The 17,796-nt window shown below is 57.5% G+C and carries 13 protein-coding genes and 1 tRNA gene; 7 read left to right on the top strand and 7 right to left on the bottom strand.

Translation table 11 applies throughout. The features are described 5' to 3' along the window. The first annotated feature begins 158 nt into the window (after positions 1–158). Positions 159–1,022 carry an arginase family protein gene (locus N438_RS07820; RefSeq protein ID WP_032735182.1) on the top strand — a complete coding sequence of 288 codons (864 nt, stop codon included), beginning with the start codon at positions 159–161 and terminating at the stop codon, positions 1,020–1,022. Between the two features lie 94 nt (positions 1,023–1,116). Next, the gene (locus N438_RS07815) at positions 1,117–1,689 is read left to right on the top strand and encodes a TetR/AcrR family transcriptional regulator (RefSeq protein ID WP_086070752.1); all 573 of its coding nucleotides are present in this window, start codon (positions 1,117–1,119) and stop codon (positions 1,687–1,689) included. Between the two features lie 189 nt (positions 1,690–1,878). Here the strand turns inward: N438_RS07815 and N438_RS07810 are convergent, their stop codons facing one another. Beyond that, positions 1,879–2,784, bottom strand: a complete 906-nt coding sequence (locus tag N438_RS07810) for a LysR family transcriptional regulator (RefSeq protein WP_004141420.1) — start codon at positions 2,782–2,784, stop codon at positions 1,879–1,881. A gap of 114 nt (positions 2,785–2,898) precedes the next feature. On the opposite strand from N438_RS07810, the gene N438_RS07805 reads away from it, so the two are divergent. From N438_RS07805 to N438_RS07795, 3 genes are all read left to right on the top strand, one after another. After that, entirely contained in the window at positions 2,899–3,759 is an 861-nt protein-coding gene (locus tag N438_RS07805) for a pirin family protein (protein ID WP_008805952.1), read from the top strand. 18 nt (positions 3,760–3,777) lie between these two features. Further along, positions 3,778–4,455, top strand: a complete 678-nt coding sequence (locus tag N438_RS07800; protein ID WP_086070753.1) for an isochorismatase family protein — start codon at positions 3,778–3,780, stop codon at positions 4,453–4,455. Positions 4,456–4,599: 144 nt separating this feature from the next. Beyond that, positions 4,600–4,687 (top strand) — tRNA-Ser (locus N438_RS07795). Between the two features lie 456 nt (positions 4,688–5,143). Here the strand turns inward: N438_RS07795 and phoH are convergent. The 4 genes from phoH to efeU form a co-directional block, all read right to left on the bottom strand. Beyond that, entirely contained in the window at positions 5,144–5,932 is a 789-nt protein-coding gene (phoH, locus tag N438_RS07785; protein ID WP_002898923.1) for a phosphate starvation-inducible protein PhoH, read from the bottom strand. Between the two features lie 504 nt (positions 5,933–6,436). Continuing rightward, the gene (efeB, locus tag N438_RS07780; RefSeq protein ID WP_040975248.1) at positions 6,437–7,720 is read right to left on the bottom strand and encodes an iron uptake transporter deferrochelatase/peroxidase subunit; all 1,284 of its coding nucleotides are present in this window, start codon (positions 7,718–7,720) and stop codon (positions 6,437–6,439) included. Positions 7,721–7,724: 4 nt separating this feature from the next. Continuing rightward, on the bottom strand, positions 7,725–8,852 hold the full coding sequence (gene efeO, locus N438_RS07775) for an iron uptake system protein EfeO (protein ID WP_080928804.1): 1,128 nt from the start codon (positions 8,850–8,852) through the stop codon (positions 7,725–7,727). Positions 8,853–8,903: 51 nt separating this feature from the next. After that, positions 8,904–9,734: an iron uptake transporter permease EfeU gene (gene efeU, locus N438_RS07770; RefSeq protein ID WP_008805948.1), complete on the bottom strand. Its 831-nt coding sequence runs from the start codon at positions 9,732–9,734 to the stop codon at positions 8,904–8,906. A gap of 270 nt (positions 9,735–10,004) precedes the next feature. On the opposite strand from efeU, the gene N438_RS07765 reads away from it, so the two are divergent. Next, on the top strand, positions 10,005–11,189 hold the full coding sequence (locus tag N438_RS07765; RefSeq protein ID WP_012968585.1) for a nucleoside transporter C-terminal domain-containing protein: 1,185 nt from the start codon (positions 10,005–10,007) through the stop codon (positions 11,187–11,189). A 31-nt stretch (positions 11,190–11,220) separates the two neighbouring features. Here the strand turns inward: N438_RS07765 and N438_RS07760 are convergent, their stop codons facing one another. Further along, the gene (locus N438_RS07760) at positions 11,221–11,655 is read right to left on the bottom strand and encodes a DUF3574 domain-containing protein (RefSeq protein ID WP_008805946.1); all 435 of its coding nucleotides are present in this window, start codon (positions 11,653–11,655) and stop codon (positions 11,221–11,223) included. Between the two features lie 134 nt (positions 11,656–11,789). Next, the gene (putP, locus tag N438_RS07755) at positions 11,790–13,298 is read right to left on the bottom strand and encodes a sodium/proline symporter PutP (protein ID WP_008805945.1); all 1,509 of its coding nucleotides are present in this window, start codon (positions 13,296–13,298) and stop codon (positions 11,790–11,792) included. 421 nt (positions 13,299–13,719) lie between these two features. On the opposite strand from putP, the gene putA reads away from it, so the two are divergent. Next, positions 13,720–17,682 carry a trifunctional transcriptional regulator/proline dehydrogenase/L-glutamate gamma-semialdehyde dehydrogenase gene (gene putA / locus N438_RS07750; protein ID WP_110220574.1) on the top strand — a complete coding sequence of 1,321 codons (3,963 nt, stop codon included), beginning with the start codon at positions 13,720–13,722 and terminating at the stop codon, positions 17,680–17,682. Positions 17,683–17,796: the final 114 nt, after the last annotated feature.

Here is a 17,796-nt window from a genome sequence, read left to right as displayed (position 1 = left end):
GCTTTGAGCCACCCGGCATAACGAAAATCATATCGCTCCGGATGGTGTACGTTATGCATTAACGAAAAGTGCTTTGTTACTTGCGTATCGACCGTAATTCAATGTAAAAATGAATGAACGCTCATTCATTTTATCGCATGACAACACAGAAGGTACCAATGACTAGCAAAACACTGCGACTTATATTTCCTCAATGGCAAGGCGGTAACAATCCTCCCTACTATCTTGGCTCGCAGCTCCTCTCGTTTCTCTCTCCTGAAGCAAAAGGGCCCGTTGAGATCGTTCCTGTTGAGTTACCAACAACAGAGCCATTGCCAGGGATTAATGGCATCACGGCTAAGCCATCCCTCATCAGGCAACTCAATAATGCTGCCGCACTGATTGAAAAACATGATCCCAATAGCATTGTCATTTTAGGCGGAGACTGCCTGGTTTCGCTGGCGCCTTTCGCCCACCTGCTCGATAAGTTCGGAGACAAACTCGGTGTGCTCTGGATTGACTCGCATCCTGACGTGCAGACGGCTGAACAATATCCAAACGCGCATGCCCATGTGCTTGGTGCGCTAATGGGTACGGGTGATAACGATTTAGTTGCCCATGTAAAAACCAAACTTAATCCGTCAAAAATAATGATTGCCGGTATCCACGCGCCACTTCCTTATGAAGCTGAATACCTCACTCGCCATAACATGACGACGCTAGCACCTGAACAGGTTAAAAGCGGTGCAGATGAAGTCCTGGAGTGGATAGCGAAAGAAAAGATTGCGTATCTGGCGATCCATATCGATCTGGACGTACTCGACCCATCTCTGTTCCGCTCCATTCTTTTTGCAAAACCGGGGCGCGGAAAACACGATTTTGGCGACGTTGCTGAAGGCAAACTGACGATTGAGGATGTACTCAATCTGATAGCGGCAGCGACGACAAAAGCAGTCCCCGTTGGCCTGACAATCGCTGAACATTTGCCCTGGGACATGCTGAATCTCAAGAACATGCTCAGTGAATTACCCCTTCTAAAGTAAGACGAAATCCAGGAGCCAGACGACAGAGTTTAGCTCTGGCTCCTTGCATAAAAGCGCGTTAAAGTCTGGACACCGAATTTACCAAGATGCCGATATGTTAAAAAAAACCGAAACCTACCATAAGTTGATTACGGCTGCTGCTGCCTGCTTTGCGGAAAAAGGCTTTAGTGCGACAAGCGTACGTGAAATCTCTACCCGGGCAGGAATTAGTCAAGGAGCAATGTATACGTATTTCAAAAGTAAGGATGAGCTTGTTAAGGCTATTGTACTGGAAGAACAGAACTCCGCGCTGACTGCCCATAATGCGACCTATGCAGGCTCTTATTTTGATCGCCTTTGTGCACAAGTCACGTCCTGTATTAGCGAGATCGGTTACCCTATCACGCATCAACTTTGGGTTGAAATCATGGCTGAGTCTGCGCGTAATCCAGAACTGCGAAAAACGTATATCTCCAGTGATGACATCATGCGGAAAAGCTTCGCGCGGCTCATCCAGGAGGGTATCGCTGCCGGAGAGTTTCGCCGTGATATTAACCTTGAAGAAATCACGATCATTATTTTTGCCCTTATTGACGGTTTAATCACTCGTCAGGCAATAAACACGACCTTCTCATTCAAGGATGATCTGCCAATGTTTTTTGACGTTATGGCAAAATTGCTTAAATAATACCAGACGGTCATAGTAAAACGATGTATCGAAAAAACCAGAGGTTGCTTATAACAGCCAACGCTCTCAAGCGGCAAACGACTCACACAGTGAGCAATCTTTCACGAGCCTACGCGATTGCGAAGAGTGCGTGAAAAAGTACGGACGCTTTTCACATATGAGTTCCGGCAAAAAACCTCTGCCTACCCATCAATCTTCCTCCATCCGCTGATACTCTTCGCTGAGGTAGTCCACCAGCGCCCTGACGGAGGGCAGCAGCCCGCGCCGTGAAGCAAACACTGCATGGATCACTTCCCGCCGCGGCTGCCACTCATCCAGTACCACCTCTAATTCCCCTGACGCCAGCTGATCGCGCACCATTAATAAAGGAAGCTGCACCACGCCGACGCCGGCCATCGCCGCCTCGCGCAGCGCCAGCATATCGGTGGTCACCATTCGCGGCGTGAAATACACCTCCGCCCTTGCCCCCCCGGGCCCGGTAAGCTGCCATTTATGCTGATGCTTGTTCGCTCCCAGGCTGAGTCCCGGCCAGGCGCTCAGCTCGGACGGCGCCTGCGGGCGTCCGAGCCGGGAAATGAGATCAGGACTGGCCACCAGCCGGTGCCCGCGGTCCGCCAGCACGCGCATCACCAGATCGCTATCCTCGATGGGCCGGGGACGGACGCGGATCGCCACATCAATCCCCTCCCCGACCACATCCACCCGGCGGTTGGTCGCCTCAAGGTGCAGCGTTACCCCGGGATAGCGCGCCATAAATCGCGCCAGCATCGGTCCAATATGGACATGCAGCAAGGTGACCGGACACGTGATCCTGACGCTACCGCGCGGCTCGGCGCGCAGCGTCTCGACCGCCTGCTGCGCCGCCTCGGCCTCTATCAGCATCGCTTTGCAATGCTGATAAAAGGTCTGCCCGACCTCGGTGACCGCGAACTGACGGGTGGTTCGCTGGATCAAACGCACGCCCAGCCGCTCCTCGAGTTGCGCAATGCGGCGGCTGAGCTTGGATTTCGGCTGGTCAAGCGCTCGCCCCGCCGCGGCGAAACCGCCATGGTCTACCACCTGGACAAACCAGGCGAAGTCATTGAGATCCTGCATCCTTCCTCCATTGTTCCATTTTTGGAACAGTATAGGTCATTTTTGCTCACTATCGCATACGTCGTCCCGGATATAAGCTTATTCACATCAGATACCGATACACAGGAGAAAGCCATGAAACAGATTACAGGAGTCTACACCGCGCCTGCGCAGCATTGGGTAGGCGACGGCTTCCCGGTTCGTTCGATGTTTTCTTATCAGACGCACGGCCAGCAGCTGAGCCCCTTCTTACTGCTCGACTATGCCGGGCCGTACACCTTCCCGGCGGGCAGCGATAAACGCGGCGTCGGTGAGCATCCGCATCGCGGATTCGAAACCGTCACCATCGTCTACGCCGGTGAAGTAGAGCATCGTGACTCCACCGGACGCGGCGGGGTGATTGGCCCGGGCGACGTGCAGTGGATGACGGCGGGCGCCGGGATCCTGCACGAAGAGTTCCACTCGGAGGCCTTCACCCGCAGCGGCGGCGAGCTGAAGATGATCCAGCTGTGGGTCAACCTGCCCGCCAAAGACAAAATGACGGCCCCCGGCTATCAGAGCATTACCGCCGGGACGATCCCCACCGTCGCGCTGGCGAATGGCGCCGGACAGGTTCGGGTTATTGCCGGCCAGTATGACGACGTCAGCGGCCCGGCCCATACCTTCTCACCACTTAACGTGTGGGATCTGCAGCTGAATCAGGGGCGCGACCTCACGCTGCGCCAGCCGGAAGGCTGGAGTACCGCGCTGGTGGTGCTGGAAGGGGAAGTGATCATCAACGGTTCCGAGTCCGCCCGCGAAGGTCAGCTCGCCGTCCTGAGCCAGACAGGAGACGCCCTGCATCTGGAGGCGACCGCCCAGGCAAAAGTTCTGCTGATGGCCGGCGAACCGCTGCAGGAGCCGATTGTGGGCTATGGCCCCTTTGTCATGAATAACAAAACGCAGATCGCAGAAGCCGTTCGCGATTTTAACAGCGGCCGTTTTGGCCAAATCTAACTGATTGAGGTGAATACTATGTCTACTCCCGCTAACTTTAACGGTGCTCGTCCGGTGATTGATGTTAACGATACCGCCATGCTGTTGATTGACCACCAGAGCGGCCTGTTCCAGACCGTCGGCGATATGCCGATGCCAGAGCTGCGCGCTCGCGCCGCCGCGCTGGCCAAGATGGCGTCGCTTGCCGGGATCCCGGTGATCACCACCGCCTCCGTGCCACAGGGGCCGAACGGTCCGCTGATCTCGGAGATTCATGAAAACGCGCCGCATGCGAAATACATCGCCCGTAAAGGCGAGATTAACGCCTGGGATAACCCGGAATTCGTCGCCGCGGTGAAAGCGACCGGTCGTAAGACGCTGATTATCGCCGGGACTATCACCAGTGTCTGCATGGCCTTCCCGGCGATTGCCGCTGTCGCCGATGGGTATAAAGTGTTTGCCGTGATTGACGCTTCCGGCACCTACAGCAAAATGGCGCAGGAAATTACCCTGGCTCGCGTGGTACAGGCTGGCGTAGTGCCGATGGATACCGCCGCCGTCGCCTCTGAGCTGCAGCGCACCTGGAATCGCCCGGACGCCGCAGAATGGGCGGAGGTGTACACCAAAGTCTTCCCGGCCTACCAGCTGCTGATCGAAAGCTACAGCAAAGCGCAGGACGTGGTGAAGAATAACGAACAGCTGGATTCTCAGCGCTAAAACCCCGCCCCGCTGTACCGCAGCGGGGTGTTGTTCATTGCGTGAGCGAACGGTAGAGAAAGAAGAAAATATGCTTGACCGTTTTAACGCAACTCCCTATAGTAACGCCCCGTTGCCCACCCAAGGTGAGCAGCAAGACAATATGGTGAGGTGTCCGAGTGGCTGAAGGAGCACGCCTGGAAAGTGTGTATACGGCAACGTATCGGGGGTTCGAATCCCCCCCTCACCGCCATATTTTAAGAAGAGCTCGTACGCAAGTACGGGCTTTTTTTTCGCATGTAGCACCTGCCGGGGGGGATGAGAACCCCCGACCGGGGTTCGACAACTGGCAACGCCAGTTGGACAGACCGCGAGCCTGCGAGCGGGCTGCCCCGACAAAAACGCCGGGAGCGTTTTTGAACAACGCCTGCGTTGGCCCCGCAGGGGCGAGGCCCATGGATGGGCCGAGTAACGGCGAGCGAAGCGAGTCAATCCCCCCCTCACCGCCATATTTTAAGAAGAGCTCGTACGAAAGTACGGGCTTTTTTTCGCTTGTGGCACCGCAGACATCCCCGGGGTCGGCAGCAATGCCTCTCCCGGGCTACCAGACCCTACCCGCCAGGTAGCCCGGCTAAGCGCAGCGCCGCCGGGAGGATGCCCAAAAACAACAAAGCCCGGGCTAGCCCGGGCCTTGCTCACAGTATGACGATTAATAATAGGCTTTCAGCGTCCGCTGGCAGAGAGCCGAGCGCACGCAGTCATCGGTGGTGAAACGCACGATGCCGATCATCTCGTCTTCCTCAAAACGCGCCAGCGCATCACTCAGGCCAGATCTCACACCAGAGGGCAAATCGCACTGGGTGATATCGCCATTGACGATGACCGTCACGTTCTCCCCGAGGCGGGTTAAAAACATCTTCATTTGCGCAGCGGTCACGTTCTGGGCCTCGTCCAGAATCACCACCGCATTTTCAAAGGTACGTCCGCGCATATAGGCGAACGGCGCGATTTCCACCTTGCCGATTTCCGGACGCAGGCAGTACTGCATAAAGGAAGCCCCCAACCTTTTCACCAGCACGTCGTAAACCGGTCGGAAATAGGGCGCGAACTTCTCGGCGATATCTCCCGGTAAGAAGCCAAGATCTTCATCGGCCTGCAGAACGGGACGGGTAACAATAATTCTGTCCACATCCTTATGGATCAGTGCTTCAGCTGCCTTCGCCGCACTGATCCAGGTCTTGCCGCATCCGGCTTCGCCGGTGGCGAAAATCAGCTGTTTATTGTCGATGGCATTCAGATAATGCGCCTGAGCTTCATTGCGCGCCTCAATTGGGGAAGTATCACGGCTGTCCCGCGCCATGCCAATTGCTTCTACGCCACTCATTTGCACAAGCGATGTGACCGATTCTTCTTCACGCTGTTTATGGCTACGTGAATCCCGTCTCAGCACACGTTTTGCTTCACGACGAGCTTTGATCACTGCTTTTTGTCTTCCCATGGATAGCACCTTGCGTTGTAGGTTTACATCACACGCGTCAACATCGACGCGACTATGCGCACGAACGATTGAGGTTTGGCTTCCTTGTAAGCCATTGCTTGCCGGTAGAACTGACAACGAGTCGCGGCTACGCGCACCGCGTACCCTGCCAAGGTGGTAATAATTCGAAGCGGAGGGAGAAAGAGTAAGAAAATCGCTGCCGGAAGCGGGGCTTCCGTGCTGAAGAGTACGGTCTGTGGTTTTACGTTGTCCGGTACGGGACCTTACCATTCGCGATCTCCATAGTGAAACGTCACACTGCCGGGAACTACCGCGTATGTAATAAGTACATCAAAAAAGATTCTTAATGCAACTTATTTTTCACAATGACGCAACAAATAGTTCTTAAGCAAGTGTAGGAGACTATCGGTCATTTGTATTACAGAAATATAACACATGGCAGGAAATATAATAAAAAAGAGAAAAACAGCAGAAAACGCCCTGCCCTCACGGACAGGGTCGGTATCAGGCCTGCAGCAGCGACTCTCCCAGATAGTGCTTATCATCCACTACGCCGGGTAAAACAAAGAAGTAGCCCCCGCCGATGGGTTTGACGTACTCCTCCAGCGCCTCGCCGTTAAGCCGTTTCTGCACCGTCAGAAAACCCTTTTCCAGATCGTGCTGATAGCAAACGAATAACAGCCCCATATCCAGTTGTCCGGCGTTAGTGACACCCAGCGAATAGCTGTAGCCGCGGCGCATCATCAGGCTGGACTGGGTTTCCGGCGTGCGAGGATTGGCCAGACGAATATGGCTATCCAGCGCAATGACTTCGCCGCCAGGATCTTTACTGTAATCCGGGGTATCGTGTTCGTTTTTCATCCCCAGCGGCGCACCGCTGTGCTTGTCGCGGCCAAAGATCGTCTGCTGCTCCTTGAGCGGCGTCCGATCCCAGAACTCCACGTGAAACTGGATAATTCGCGCCGCCTGATAGCTGCCGCCCACGGTCCAGGCCGGCTCGTCCTGATCGGCTGTCACCCACACGACTTTATCCATCAGCGCGCTGTCGTGGCTCGGCGGGTTAGCGGTGCCGTCCTTGAATCCCAGCAGGTTGATCGGGGTCTCTTTGCCTTTACTGCGCGCCGCGCTGTCGGAGATAAACCCTTCCCGCTTCCAGCGCACGCTCAGCAGATCCGGCGTATGTTTGATGACATCGCGCAGGGCGTGGATCACCGTATCCTGAGTATTGGCGCAGATCTGCAGCAGCAGGTCGCCATGGCACAGGGCGGCATCCAGTGAATCGTTGGGGAAGCGGGTCATCGGCTGCAGTTTTTTCGGCGCTTTATCCGCCAGGCCAAAACGCTCATCAAACAGTGAATGGCCAACCGAGACGGTCATGGTCAGGTTATCCGGTGCAATCCACGCCCCTAAGATGCCGGAATCCATCGGCGGCAGCCGGGGATTCGGCGTATCCGGCGCCGGGCCGCCCTGGGTTAAAAAGGCGATACGCTGGGTCAGCAGCCGAAACAGACGCTCGAGGTCAGCTTTATCTGACGCCAGCACATCGAACGCCACCAGCATCATCGAAGCCTGCTGCGGCGTCAGGATGCCCGCCTGATGCGGGCCGTAGAAGGGCTGTTTTTCCTGACGGGCGTCGGGTGTGAGCGTCCCGGGGGAACTTTCTGCTTTTGCCGCATGCGCCACCGGGCAGCCGCCGGTGATGGCCAGCGCGCCGCCAAGCGCGCCGATCCCTTTCAGTAAGCGACGACGTGACGGCTCGTTCACGTCGTGTGGTTTCTGTTGTGCCATCGACTTAGTCCAGACCCAGGATCCCGCGCAGCTGAGCCAGATCTTCCGCCAGGGTGGTGATCGGCCCTTTCAGCGCATTACGGTCAGCGGTGGTCAGCTTATCGTAGGTCTCGAAACCGTCTGTGGTGCGATATTTGCTGAGGATGCTGTCCACTTTCTTAAAGTTGGCGTCCACTTTCGCCAGCAGCGCGCTGTTCTCTTTTTGCAGCTGCGGACGCAGCAGGTCGACGATTTTCTGTGCGCCGTCAATGTTGGCCTGGAAGTCCCACAGGTCGGTGTGGCTGTAACGATCTTCTTCGCCGCTGATCTTGCTGGCTGCGACTTCCTCAATTAATCCTGCCGCCCCGCCCACCACTTTTGACGGCGGGAACGCCAGCTCGCTGATGCGTTTTTGCAGCTCCAGCACATCGCTGTTCAGCTGATCGGCATATTTTCCCATGCCCTTGACGCTGTTATCGCCAAACAGCGCCTTTTCCAGACGGTGGAAACCGGTGAATTTCGGATCTTCCGCTTTTTTCTCGAAGTCGTCTTCGCGGGCGTCGATGCTGCCGTCAAGGTCAGAGAACAGCTCGGCAATCGGCTCAATGCGCTCGTAATGCTGGCGCGTCGGGGCGTACAGCGCTTTCGCTTTTTCGATATCGCCCGCTTTCACCGCGTCGGTAAAGGCTTTGGTGCCGCTGACCAGCTGCGCGGTTTCCGCCGTCACATAGGCCTTATAAGCGGTGATCGCGTCGCCGAGGCTCAACACCGCATCCGCTTTCGCCGCGTCTTTGGTTGCTTCGCCGGTGACAATCAGTTTCCCTTTCGGGTTGGTGAGCAGGCCGCAGGTCATATCATATTCGCCTGGCTGCAGGTTAGCGGTGAGCTTTTGGGTAAAGCCCGGCGCGATGTTCTCACGCTCTTCCACCACCATGACCCCTTTCAGAATTTCCCACTCCAGCGCTTTCTGGCTATGGTTCTGAATAATAAACTGGGTTTTACCCGCTTTAACGGTCACCTGCATCGGCTCGCACTGCTTGTCGTTGACGGTGACTTTGACCTGCGGGATATCCGCAGCCTGAGCACCCAATGCAGAGCTGAGCAGCGCGGCCACGGTCGCCCGCAGCGCATTACGGCGAAAATGAATCATCATGATCATCCCTTTCGGTAAGTAGAGTGTCGCTTATAAGCTCGCAGCGCCCGGTCAGGCAGCCCGCGAGGCAGTGGTATTATTCCGCGGCGGCAGGGCAAACAGCACCAGCGCCGGGATCAGATAAAGCAGATAGACCGCCACTTCGCTAACGCTCGGGGTCTCCTGGTAGCCGAAGATCCCTTCAAGCAGTGTGCCGAACAGCGTATGCGTCGACAGCACGTTGCTCAGATCGAAGGCCGTATCCTGGAACAGGTTCCACAGGCCAGCCTCGTGGAAGGCGCGGATCGCACCCGCGGCCAGGCCAGCGGCCACCAGCAGAATAAACAGGCTGGTCCATTTGAAGAACACGCCGAGGTTAAGGCGGATACCGCCCCAGTAGAGCAGGAAGCCCAGCACGATTGCCGTGGCCAGGCCCAGCAGCGCCCCCAGCGGCGGCCAGATGCCGACATCCTGCTGGAATGCCGCCAGCAGAAAGAAGACCGACTCCAGCCCCTCACGAGCAACGGCGAAAAAGACCATCATCACCAGCGCCCAGCCATGGTGATTACCGCGCTGCAGCGCCTTGTCCACGGCCTGCTCCAGTTGCTGTTTAACGTTGCGCGAGACATTGCGCATCCAGAAGACCATCCACGTCAGGATCACTACCGCGATGACCGCGACGATCCCCTCGAACAACTCCTGTTCGCGCTGAGGAAATTCCCCGGTGGTTTCGTTGATAAAAATGCCTAAGCCAAGACACAGCGCCGCCGCGAGGATCACGCCAATCCACATCACGCCAATCCAGTTGCCGCGCTGGGTGCGTTTCAGATAGCTGGCGATCAGGCTGACAATCAGCGCCGCCTCAAGGCCTTCGCGTAACATAATGAGAAATGGGACAAACATGCCAATACCCTTAAATGTAAAGCACCGTCAACGAATGCAAAAACAGGTAATATTTATGATAGTGATTATCATTACAATACTCAGAAACACAAGCGAAATGTTTAGAGAATGATGACTATCTGTAAATAAATCGCTGGCAAATAATGACTTACGAAAATATTCGCCTGTTATGAGGGAAAAGAATAAGCAAAGGATTTTTTACGCCAGATATTTACCCGTGGCGGCGGCTATGGCTAAATGGCGGCCTTATTGACCTGCGAAAAGAACAACATGACTGCATTTTTTCATTTCCTGCTGGCGCTGGTGGTGATCCTCGCCCTGGCCTGGCTTGTCAGCTACGACAGACAAAATATTCGTATTCGTTACATTCTCCAGTTGATTATTATCGAAATAGCGCTCGCCTTCTTTTTCCTGCACGCAGAAAGCGGCCTGTGGCTGGTGAAAAATATCTCCGGCTTTTTTGCTTCACTGTTAGGCTTTGCCGCTGAAGGGACCAATTTCGTCTTTGGCGGCATGAGCGAAAAAGGGTTAGCCTTTATTTTCCTGGGCGTCCTGTGTCCGATTGTGTTTATTTCCGCGCTGATTGGTATTCTTCAGCACTGGCGGATCCTGCCGATTTTCATTCGTGTCATCGGCACCCTGCTGTCGAAGGTAAACGGCATGGGTAAGCTGGAATCGTTCAACGCCGTCAGCTCGCTGATCCTCGGCCAGTCGGAGAACTTCATCGCCTACAAAGGCGTGCTGGGCGACCTCTCCTCACGGCGTCTGTTCACCATGGCGGCGACGGCCATGTCGACCGTATCGCTGTCGATTGTCGGCGCCTATATGACCATGCTGGATGCCAAATATGTCGTCGCGGCGCTGATCCTGAATATGTTCAGCACCTTTATCGTGCTGTCGGTGATTAACCCGACGCGGCCGGACAGCGAGCAGGAAATAAAACTCGAGAAGCTGCACGAATCGCAGAGTTTCTTTGAAATGCTCGGGGAATATATTCTGGCCGGCTTTAAAGTGGCGATGATTATTCTGGCGATGCTGATCGGCTTTATCGCCCTGATCAGCGCCATTAACGCGCTGTTCGCTACCCTGTTTGGTCTCAGCTTCCAGCAGATCCTCGGCTACGTCTTCTATCCGCTGGCCTGGCTTATCGGTATCCCGCTGAGCGATGCGCTGAACGCCGGCAGCATCATGGCCACCAAACTGGTCGCTAACGAATTTGTGGCGATGATTGAGCTGCAAAAGATTGCCGCCAGCATGACGCCGCGCGGGCTCGGCATTCTCTCGGTCTTCCTGGTGTCGTTTGCCAACTTTGCCTCGATCGGCATTATCGCCGGGGCGATCAAAGGCCTGAATGAACCGCAGGGCAATATCGTCTCCCGCTTCGGCCTGCGGCTGGTGTATAGCGCCACGCTGGTGAGCCTGCTTTCCGCCAGCTTCGCCGGGCTGGTGCTGTAAGACAAACGGCGGGGCTGCCCCCGCCGTTTACTCAGAACTGCACGCAGACCGGCTGGTCGACACGCATCACCGACTCCTGCGCGAAGCGTGATTTATAGCCCTGGCGCAGGGCTTCAATACCGGCCTCGCTCTGCGCATCGTTGCCATGGATCACCATCAGCGCCTTACTCTGCTCCCGCACCACCTGACCATTCTGGCCAAGCCACTGGCCGCGGGCATCAAACACCGTCAGCCCATCGCGAAAGCGCGGCGTGACGTCGCGGTCGACAAACTGTTGCCACTCTTCAGCAGTGATGTCTTTCCCCGCCGGGCGGCTCAGGCCGAAATAAAGCGTGGTTTGCACCATGGACCGATCCGCCGGGCAGGCGCCGGGCTTCGGCGCGCGGGTCGACGAACTTCCACCCGCCACGCAGCCGCTGAGTAACCCTGCCAGCACCAGCGCCATTGCACCCTGTCTGAACGTCATCTTTGCTATCCTCATTGTTATTAGTCAGGAAATATCAGCGGATTTTCAAATAATTAGCAAGGGTTATAATATTCCGGCCCGGCAACAGGCAAAAAAAAGCCCGCCAACGGCGGGCTCGTGAGCGTCAGATGACCTTACTCAGCCGTGGCGCGTACCGGCGGCGGCGTATGATAATGGGCATCCGCTTCGGCGAAGCGCTGCTGCATGCTGGCCGACGGCGCTTTATCCAGCAGGCTAAAGACCACAATCCCCAGGCTACCGAAGATAAAGCCCGGAATAATTTCATACAGGCCCAGCCAGCCAAACTGCTTCCAGACGATCACGGTCAGGGCGCCAATCACCATCCCGGCCAGCGCGCCGTTACGGGTCATGCGCGACCACATCACCGAGAACAGCACCACCGGACCAAAGGCGGCGCCGAAGCCAGCCCAGGCGTAGCTCACCAGTCCCAGCACGCGGTTTTCCGGATTGGCCGCCAGGGCAATCGCCACCAGGGCAACCACCAGCACCATCATACGGCCCACCCACACCAGCTCTTTCTGGCCGGCGTTTTTACGCAGGAAGGCTTTATACAAATCTTCGGTGATTGCGCTGGAGCAGACCAGCAACTGACAGCTCAGGGTGGACATCACCGCCGCCAGAATCGCCGACAACAGGATCCCGGCAATCCACGGGTTAAACAGGATTTGCGCCAGTTCGATAAACACGCGCTCGGCATTCTGATTAACCGCGCCCGCCAGGCTCGGGTTGTTATTGAAGTAGGCGATACCAAAGAAGCCGACCGCCACCGCGCCCGCCAGGCACAAGATCATCCAGGTCATACTGATGCGACGCGCGTGGACGATGCTGTGGTGCGAATCCGCCGCCATAAAGCGCGCCAGAATATGCGGCTGACCGAAATAGCCCAGCCCCCAGCCCATCAGCGAAATAATCGCCACGAAGTTCAGCCCCTTGAGCATGTCGATATTTTCGATGCTCTTTTGCTTAATGACTTCCAGCGAATCCCCAAAGCCGCCGACGGAAATAATCACGATCACCGGGGTGAGGATCAGGGCAAAAATCATCAGGCTGGCCTGCACGGTGTCGGTCCAGCTGACGGCGAGGAAACCGCCGACGAAGGTATAGATAATCGTCGCCGCCGCCCCGGCCCACAGTGCGGTTTCATAACTCATGCCGAAGGTGCTTTCAAACAGACGCGCCCCCGCCACAATTCCCGATGCACAATAGATGGTAAAGAACAGCAGAATAACCAGCGCTGAAATAATTCTCAGCACCCGGCTTTTATCTTCAAAACGGCCGGTAAAATAATCGGGCAGCGTCAGGGCGTTATTATTCACCTCGGTATGCACGCGCAGGCGCCCGGCTACCAGCTTCCAGTTAATCCACGCCCCCAGCGTTAAGCCAATGGCAATCCAGCTTTCGGAAATCCCGGAGAGAAAAATGGCGCCCGGCAGGCCCATCAGCAGCCAGCCGCTCATATCCGAGGCGCCGGCGGAAAGCGCGGTCACAAATGGCCCCAGACTCCGCCCCCCGAGAATATAATCATCAAAGTTTTTGGTCGAACGCCAGGCTATAAACCCTATTAAAACCATACCAAAAATATAAACAATAAATGTCACCAGCATCGGTGTGCTAATAGCCATGCAAAGTCTCCAGAATTTTTATCGACAGCATCCCGCTTCGTCGTTTTTTTCCACTACCGGAACGGGGTAATGGTGCGTTGTTTAATTGGGCGACCGTATCCTGACGGAAGCTTCGGTTTTTCACAAATGATTTAACACAGCATTTACACGAAAACCCGACAGCGCAAAACGTCATTTTTTTAGAGGTTGCACTCTCTCACGTTTTTAAAGGTTGCACCAAACAAAAGTGTTAACTCACGCATACAAATACCCTATGAGCACGGGGTTAAAATTCTGCTATTTTAGGCATTATTTTTAACAAATCCGCCATTTCACGGCTTGCGTCACAAGCCACAATTAACAAGGTTGCACAAAGTTGCAACATAGTGGATATTTCCATGCAACCGCATAAGCCTAACGATAAATGACAGGAGTTTTGAGCATGGGCACCACCACCATGGGTGTTAAGCTTGACGACGCAACTCGCGAGCGCATTAAGTCCGCCGCGAGCCGTATTGACCGCACGCCGCACTGGCTGATTAAACAGGCCATCTTCAATTATCTGGAAAAGCTGGAAAACGATGAGACGCTGCCTGAGCTGCCGGCGCTTCTGAACGGCGCCGCCAATGAAAGCGATGAAGCGGGTTCACCGGCGGAAGAGCCGTATCAACCGTTCCTCGAATTTGCCGAGCAGATCCTGCCGCAGTCGGTGAGCCGCGCAGCGATCACCGCCGCCTGGCGTCGCCCGGAAACCGACGCGGTGCCGATGCTGCTGGAACAGGCCCGACTGCCGCAGTCGCTGGGCGAACAGGCGCACAAGCTGGCGTATCAGCTGGCGGAAAAACTGCGCAACCAGAAGACCGCCAGCGGCCGCGCCGGCATGGTGCAGAGTCTGCTGCAGGAGTTCTCCCTCTCCTCACAGGAAGGGGTGGCGCTGATGTGCCTGGCGGAAGCCCTGCTGCGTATTCCGGATAAAGCCACCCGCGATGCGCTGATCCGCGACAAAATCAGCAACGGCAACTGGCAGTCGCACATCGGCCGCAGCCCGTCGTTGTTCGTCAACGCCGCCACCTGGGGGCTGCTGTTTACCGGGAAACTGGTGTCGACCCATAACGAGACCAGCCTCTCCCGCTCCCTGAACCGCATCATCGGTAAGAGCGGCGAACCGCTGATCCGCAAGGGCGTGGATATGGCGATGCGCCTGATGGGCGAGCAGTTCGTCACCGGCGAAACCATCGCCGAAGCGCTGGCTAACGCCCGCAAGCTGGAAGAAAAAGGGTTCCGCTACTCCTACGATATGCTCGGCGAAGCGGCGCTGACCGCCGCCGACGCTCAGGCCTATATGGTCTCTTATCAGCAGGCGATCCACGCCATCGGCAAAGCCTCCAACGGCCGCGGCATTTATGAAGGGCCGGGCATCTCCATTAAGCTCTCCGCGCTGCACCCGCGCTACAGCCGCGCGCAGTATGACCGGGTGATGGAAGAGCTTTACCCGCGTCTGAAATCGCTGACCCTGCTGGCGCGCCAGTACGATATCGGCATCAACATCGACGCCGAAGAGGCCGATCGCCTGGAGATCTCCCTCGATCTGCTGGAAAAACTCTGTTTCGAGCCAGAGCTGGCCGGCTGGAACGGCATCGGCTTTGTTATTCAGGCCTACCAGAAGCGCTGTCCGTTTGTTATTGATTACCTGATTGACCTCGCCACCCGCAGCCGCCGTCGCCTGATGATCCGTCTGGTGAAAGGCGCCTACTGGGATAGCGAAATCAAACGCGCGCAGATGGAAGGCCTCGAAGGCTATCCGGTCTACACTCGCAAGGTCTATACCGACGTCTCCTACCTTGCCTGCGCGAAAAAGCTGCTGGCGGTGCCGAACCTGATTTACCCGCAGTTCGCCACCCACAACGCCCATACCCTGGCGGCTATCTACCAGCTGGCGGGCCAGAACTACTACCCGGGCCAGTATGAGTTCCAGTGCCTGCACGGCATGGGCGAACCGCTGTACGAGCAGGTGGTGGGCAAAGTCGCCGACGGCAAACTGAACCGGCCGTGCCGGATCTACGCCCCGGTGGGCACCCACGAAACGCTGCTGGCGTATCTGGTGCGCCGTCTGCTGGAAAACGGCGCCAATACCTCTTTCGTCAACCGTATCGCGGACAATACCCTGCCGCTGGACGAGCTGGTGGCCGACCCGGTCAGCGCGGTAGAAAAACTGGCGCAGCAGGAAGGCCAGGCCGGCCTGCCGCATCCGAAAATCCCGCTGCCGCGCGATCTCTACGGCAGCGGCCGCAGCAACTCCGCCGGTCTCGATCTGGCGAACGAGCACCGTCTGGCCTCCCTCTCCTCTTCCCTGCTCAACAGCGCCCTGCATAAATGGCAGGCATTACCGATGCTGGAGCAGCCGGTGGCCGAAGGCGAAATGCAGCCGGTGGTTAACCCGGCAGAGCCGAAAGATATCGTCGGCTACGTCCGCGAAGCCAGCGACGCCGAAGTGCAGCAGGCGCTGACCAGCGCTATCAACAATGCGCCGATCTGGTTTGCCACCCCGCCGCAGGAGCGCGCCGCCATTCTTGAGCGCGCCGCGGTGCTGATGGAAAGCCAGATGCCGACCCTGATGGGGATCCTGGTGCGCGAGGCGGGTAAAACCTTCAGCAACGCCATCGCCGAAGTACGCGAAGCCGTCGACTTCCTGCACTATTATGCCGGCCAGGTGCGCGACGATTTCGATAATGAAACCCACCGCCCGCTGGGCCCGGTGGTCTGTATCAGCCCGTGGAACTTCCCGCTGGCGATCTTCACCGGCCAGATTGCCGCCGCGCTGGCGGCCGGCAACAGCGTGCTGGCGAAACCAGCCGAGCAGACGCCGCTTATCGCCGCCCAGGGCGTGGCGATTCTGCTGGAGGCCGGCGTGCCGCCGGGCGTTATTCAACTGCTGCCGGGCCGCGGGGAGACCGTGGGCGCCGCGCTAACCTCCGATGAGCGCGTACGCGGCGTGATGTTCACCGGCTCCACCGAAGTGGCGACGCTGCTGCAGCGTAATATTGCCAGCCGCCTCGACCCCCAGGGTCGCCCGACGCCGCTGATCGCTGAAACCGGTGGGATGAACGCGATGATCGTCGACTCGTCGGCGCTGACCGAGCAGGTGGTGATCGACGTCCTGGCTTCCGCGTTCGACAGCGCCGGCCAGCGCTGCTCCGCCCTGCGCGTCCTCTGCCTGCAGGAAGAGGTCGCCGACCATACGTTGACCATGCTGCGCGGCGCCATGAGCGAGTGCCGGATGGGCAATCCGGGCCGGCTGACCACCGATATCGGCCCGGTTATCGATGCGGAAGCGAAAGAGAATATTGAACGCCATATTCAGGCGATGCGCGCCAAAGGACGCACCGTCTACCAGGCGGTGCGCGAGAATAGCGAAGACGCAAGCGAATGGCGCCACGGGACCTTTGTGCCGCCGACGCTTATCGAACTCGATAGCTTCGACGAGCTGAAAAAAGAGGTCTTCGGCCCGGTGCTGCACGTGGTGCGCTATAACCGTAACGAGCTGGACAAACTGGTGGAGCAGATTAACGCCTCTGGCTACGGCCTGACGCTCGGCGTGCATACCCGCATCGACGAGACCATCGCCCAGGTCACCGGCAGCGCGAAGGTGGGCAACCTGTACGTCAACCGCAATATGGTTGGCGCGGTGGTCGGCGTGCAGCCGTTCGGCGGCGAAGGGTTGTCCGGTACCGGTCCGAAAGCCGGCGGTCCGCTGTATCTGTACCGTCTGCTCTCCAGCCGTCCGCAGGACGCGGTTGGCGTGACCTTCGCCCGCCAGGATGCGGAGCGCCCGCTGGACGCCCAGCTGAAAACGCTGCTGGAAAAACCGCTGCAGGCGCTGCAGCAGTGGGCGGCGGGCCGTCCTGAGCTGCAGGCGCTGTGCCAGCAGTACAGCGAGCAGGCGCAAAGCGGCACCCAACGCCTGCTGCCGGGGCCAACCGGCGAGCGCAACACCCTGACGCTGATGCCGCGCGACCGTGTGCTGTGCGTCGCGGATAACGAACAGGATGCGCTGATCCAGCTGGCGGCTGTGCTGGCGGTCGGCTGTGAAGTACTGTGGCCGGACAGCGCCCTGCAGCGCGATCTGGCGAAGAAGCTGCCGCGGGAGGTCAGCGAGCGCATTCGCTTTGCCAAAGCGGAGCAGTTACCTGACCAGGCCTTCGACGCGGTTATCTACCACGGCGATTCCGACCAGCTGCGCGAGCTGTGCGAGCAGGTGGCGGCGCGCGACGGGGCGATAGTCTCCGTGCAGGGCTTCGCCCGCGGCGAAACCAACCTGCTGCTGGAGCGGCTGTATATTGAGCGCTCGCTGAGCGTTAACACCGCGGCGGCAGGCGGTAACGCCAGCCTGATGACCATCGGCTAAAACAGGCGCCCCCGGTGGCGCTGCGCTTACCGGGGCTACATAACACCGCCAAAGAGTAGCCCGGATAAGGCGCTGTGCGCCGCCATCCGGGAAATCGGCGCTGTGATCAGCTAA

This window comes from Klebsiella sp. GL120222-02 (genome assembly GCF_003097195.1).
Classification (GTDB): domain Bacteria; phylum Pseudomonadota; class Gammaproteobacteria; order Enterobacterales; family Enterobacteriaceae; genus Klebsiella; species Klebsiella variicola.
Note: the sequence above shows the minus strand (reverse complement) of the source record. Positions and strands in the feature narration are given on the sequence as shown.

Bases quoted from the DNA above. Each gene is read 5' to 3' on its own strand.
- N438_RS07820 (WP_032735182.1), top strand. From the start codon at position 159: ATGACTAGCAAAACACTGCGACTTATATTTCCTCAATGGCAAGGCGGT.
- N438_RS07815 (WP_086070752.1), top strand. From the start codon at position 1,117: ATGTTAAAAAAAACCGAAACCTACCATAAGTTGATTACGGCTGCTGCT.
- N438_RS07810 (WP_004141420.1), bottom strand. From the start codon at position 2,784: ATGCAGGATCTCAATGACTTCGCCTGGTTTGTCCAGGTGGTAGACCAT.
- N438_RS07805 (WP_008805952.1), top strand. From the start codon at position 2,899: ATGAAACAGATTACAGGAGTCTACACCGCGCCTGCGCAGCATTGGGTA.
- N438_RS07800 (WP_086070753.1), top strand. From the start codon at position 3,778: ATGTCTACTCCCGCTAACTTTAACGGTGCTCGTCCGGTGATTGATGTT.
- phoH (WP_002898923.1), bottom strand. From the start codon at position 5,932: ATGGGAAGACAAAAAGCAGTGATCAAAGCTCGTCGTGAAGCAAAACGT.
- efeB (WP_040975248.1), bottom strand. From the start codon at position 7,720: ATGGCACAACAGAAACCACACGACGTGAACGAGCCGTCACGTCGTCGC.
- efeO (WP_080928804.1), bottom strand. From the start codon at position 8,852: ATGATGATTCATTTTCGCCGTAATGCGCTGCGGGCGACCGTGGCCGCG.
- efeU (WP_008805948.1), bottom strand. From the start codon at position 9,734: ATGTTTGTCCCATTTCTCATTATGTTACGCGAAGGCCTTGAGGCGGCG.
- N438_RS07765 (WP_012968585.1), top strand. From the start codon at position 10,005: ATGACTGCATTTTTTCATTTCCTGCTGGCGCTGGTGGTGATCCTCGCC.
- N438_RS07760 (WP_008805946.1), bottom strand. From the start codon at position 11,655: ATGACGTTCAGACAGGGTGCAATGGCGCTGGTGCTGGCAGGGTTACTC.
- putP (WP_008805945.1), bottom strand. From the start codon at position 13,298: ATGGCTATTAGCACACCGATGCTGGTGACATTTATTGTTTATATTTTT.
- putA (WP_110220574.1), top strand. From the start codon at position 13,720: ATGGGCACCACCACCATGGGTGTTAAGCTTGACGACGCAACTCGCGAG.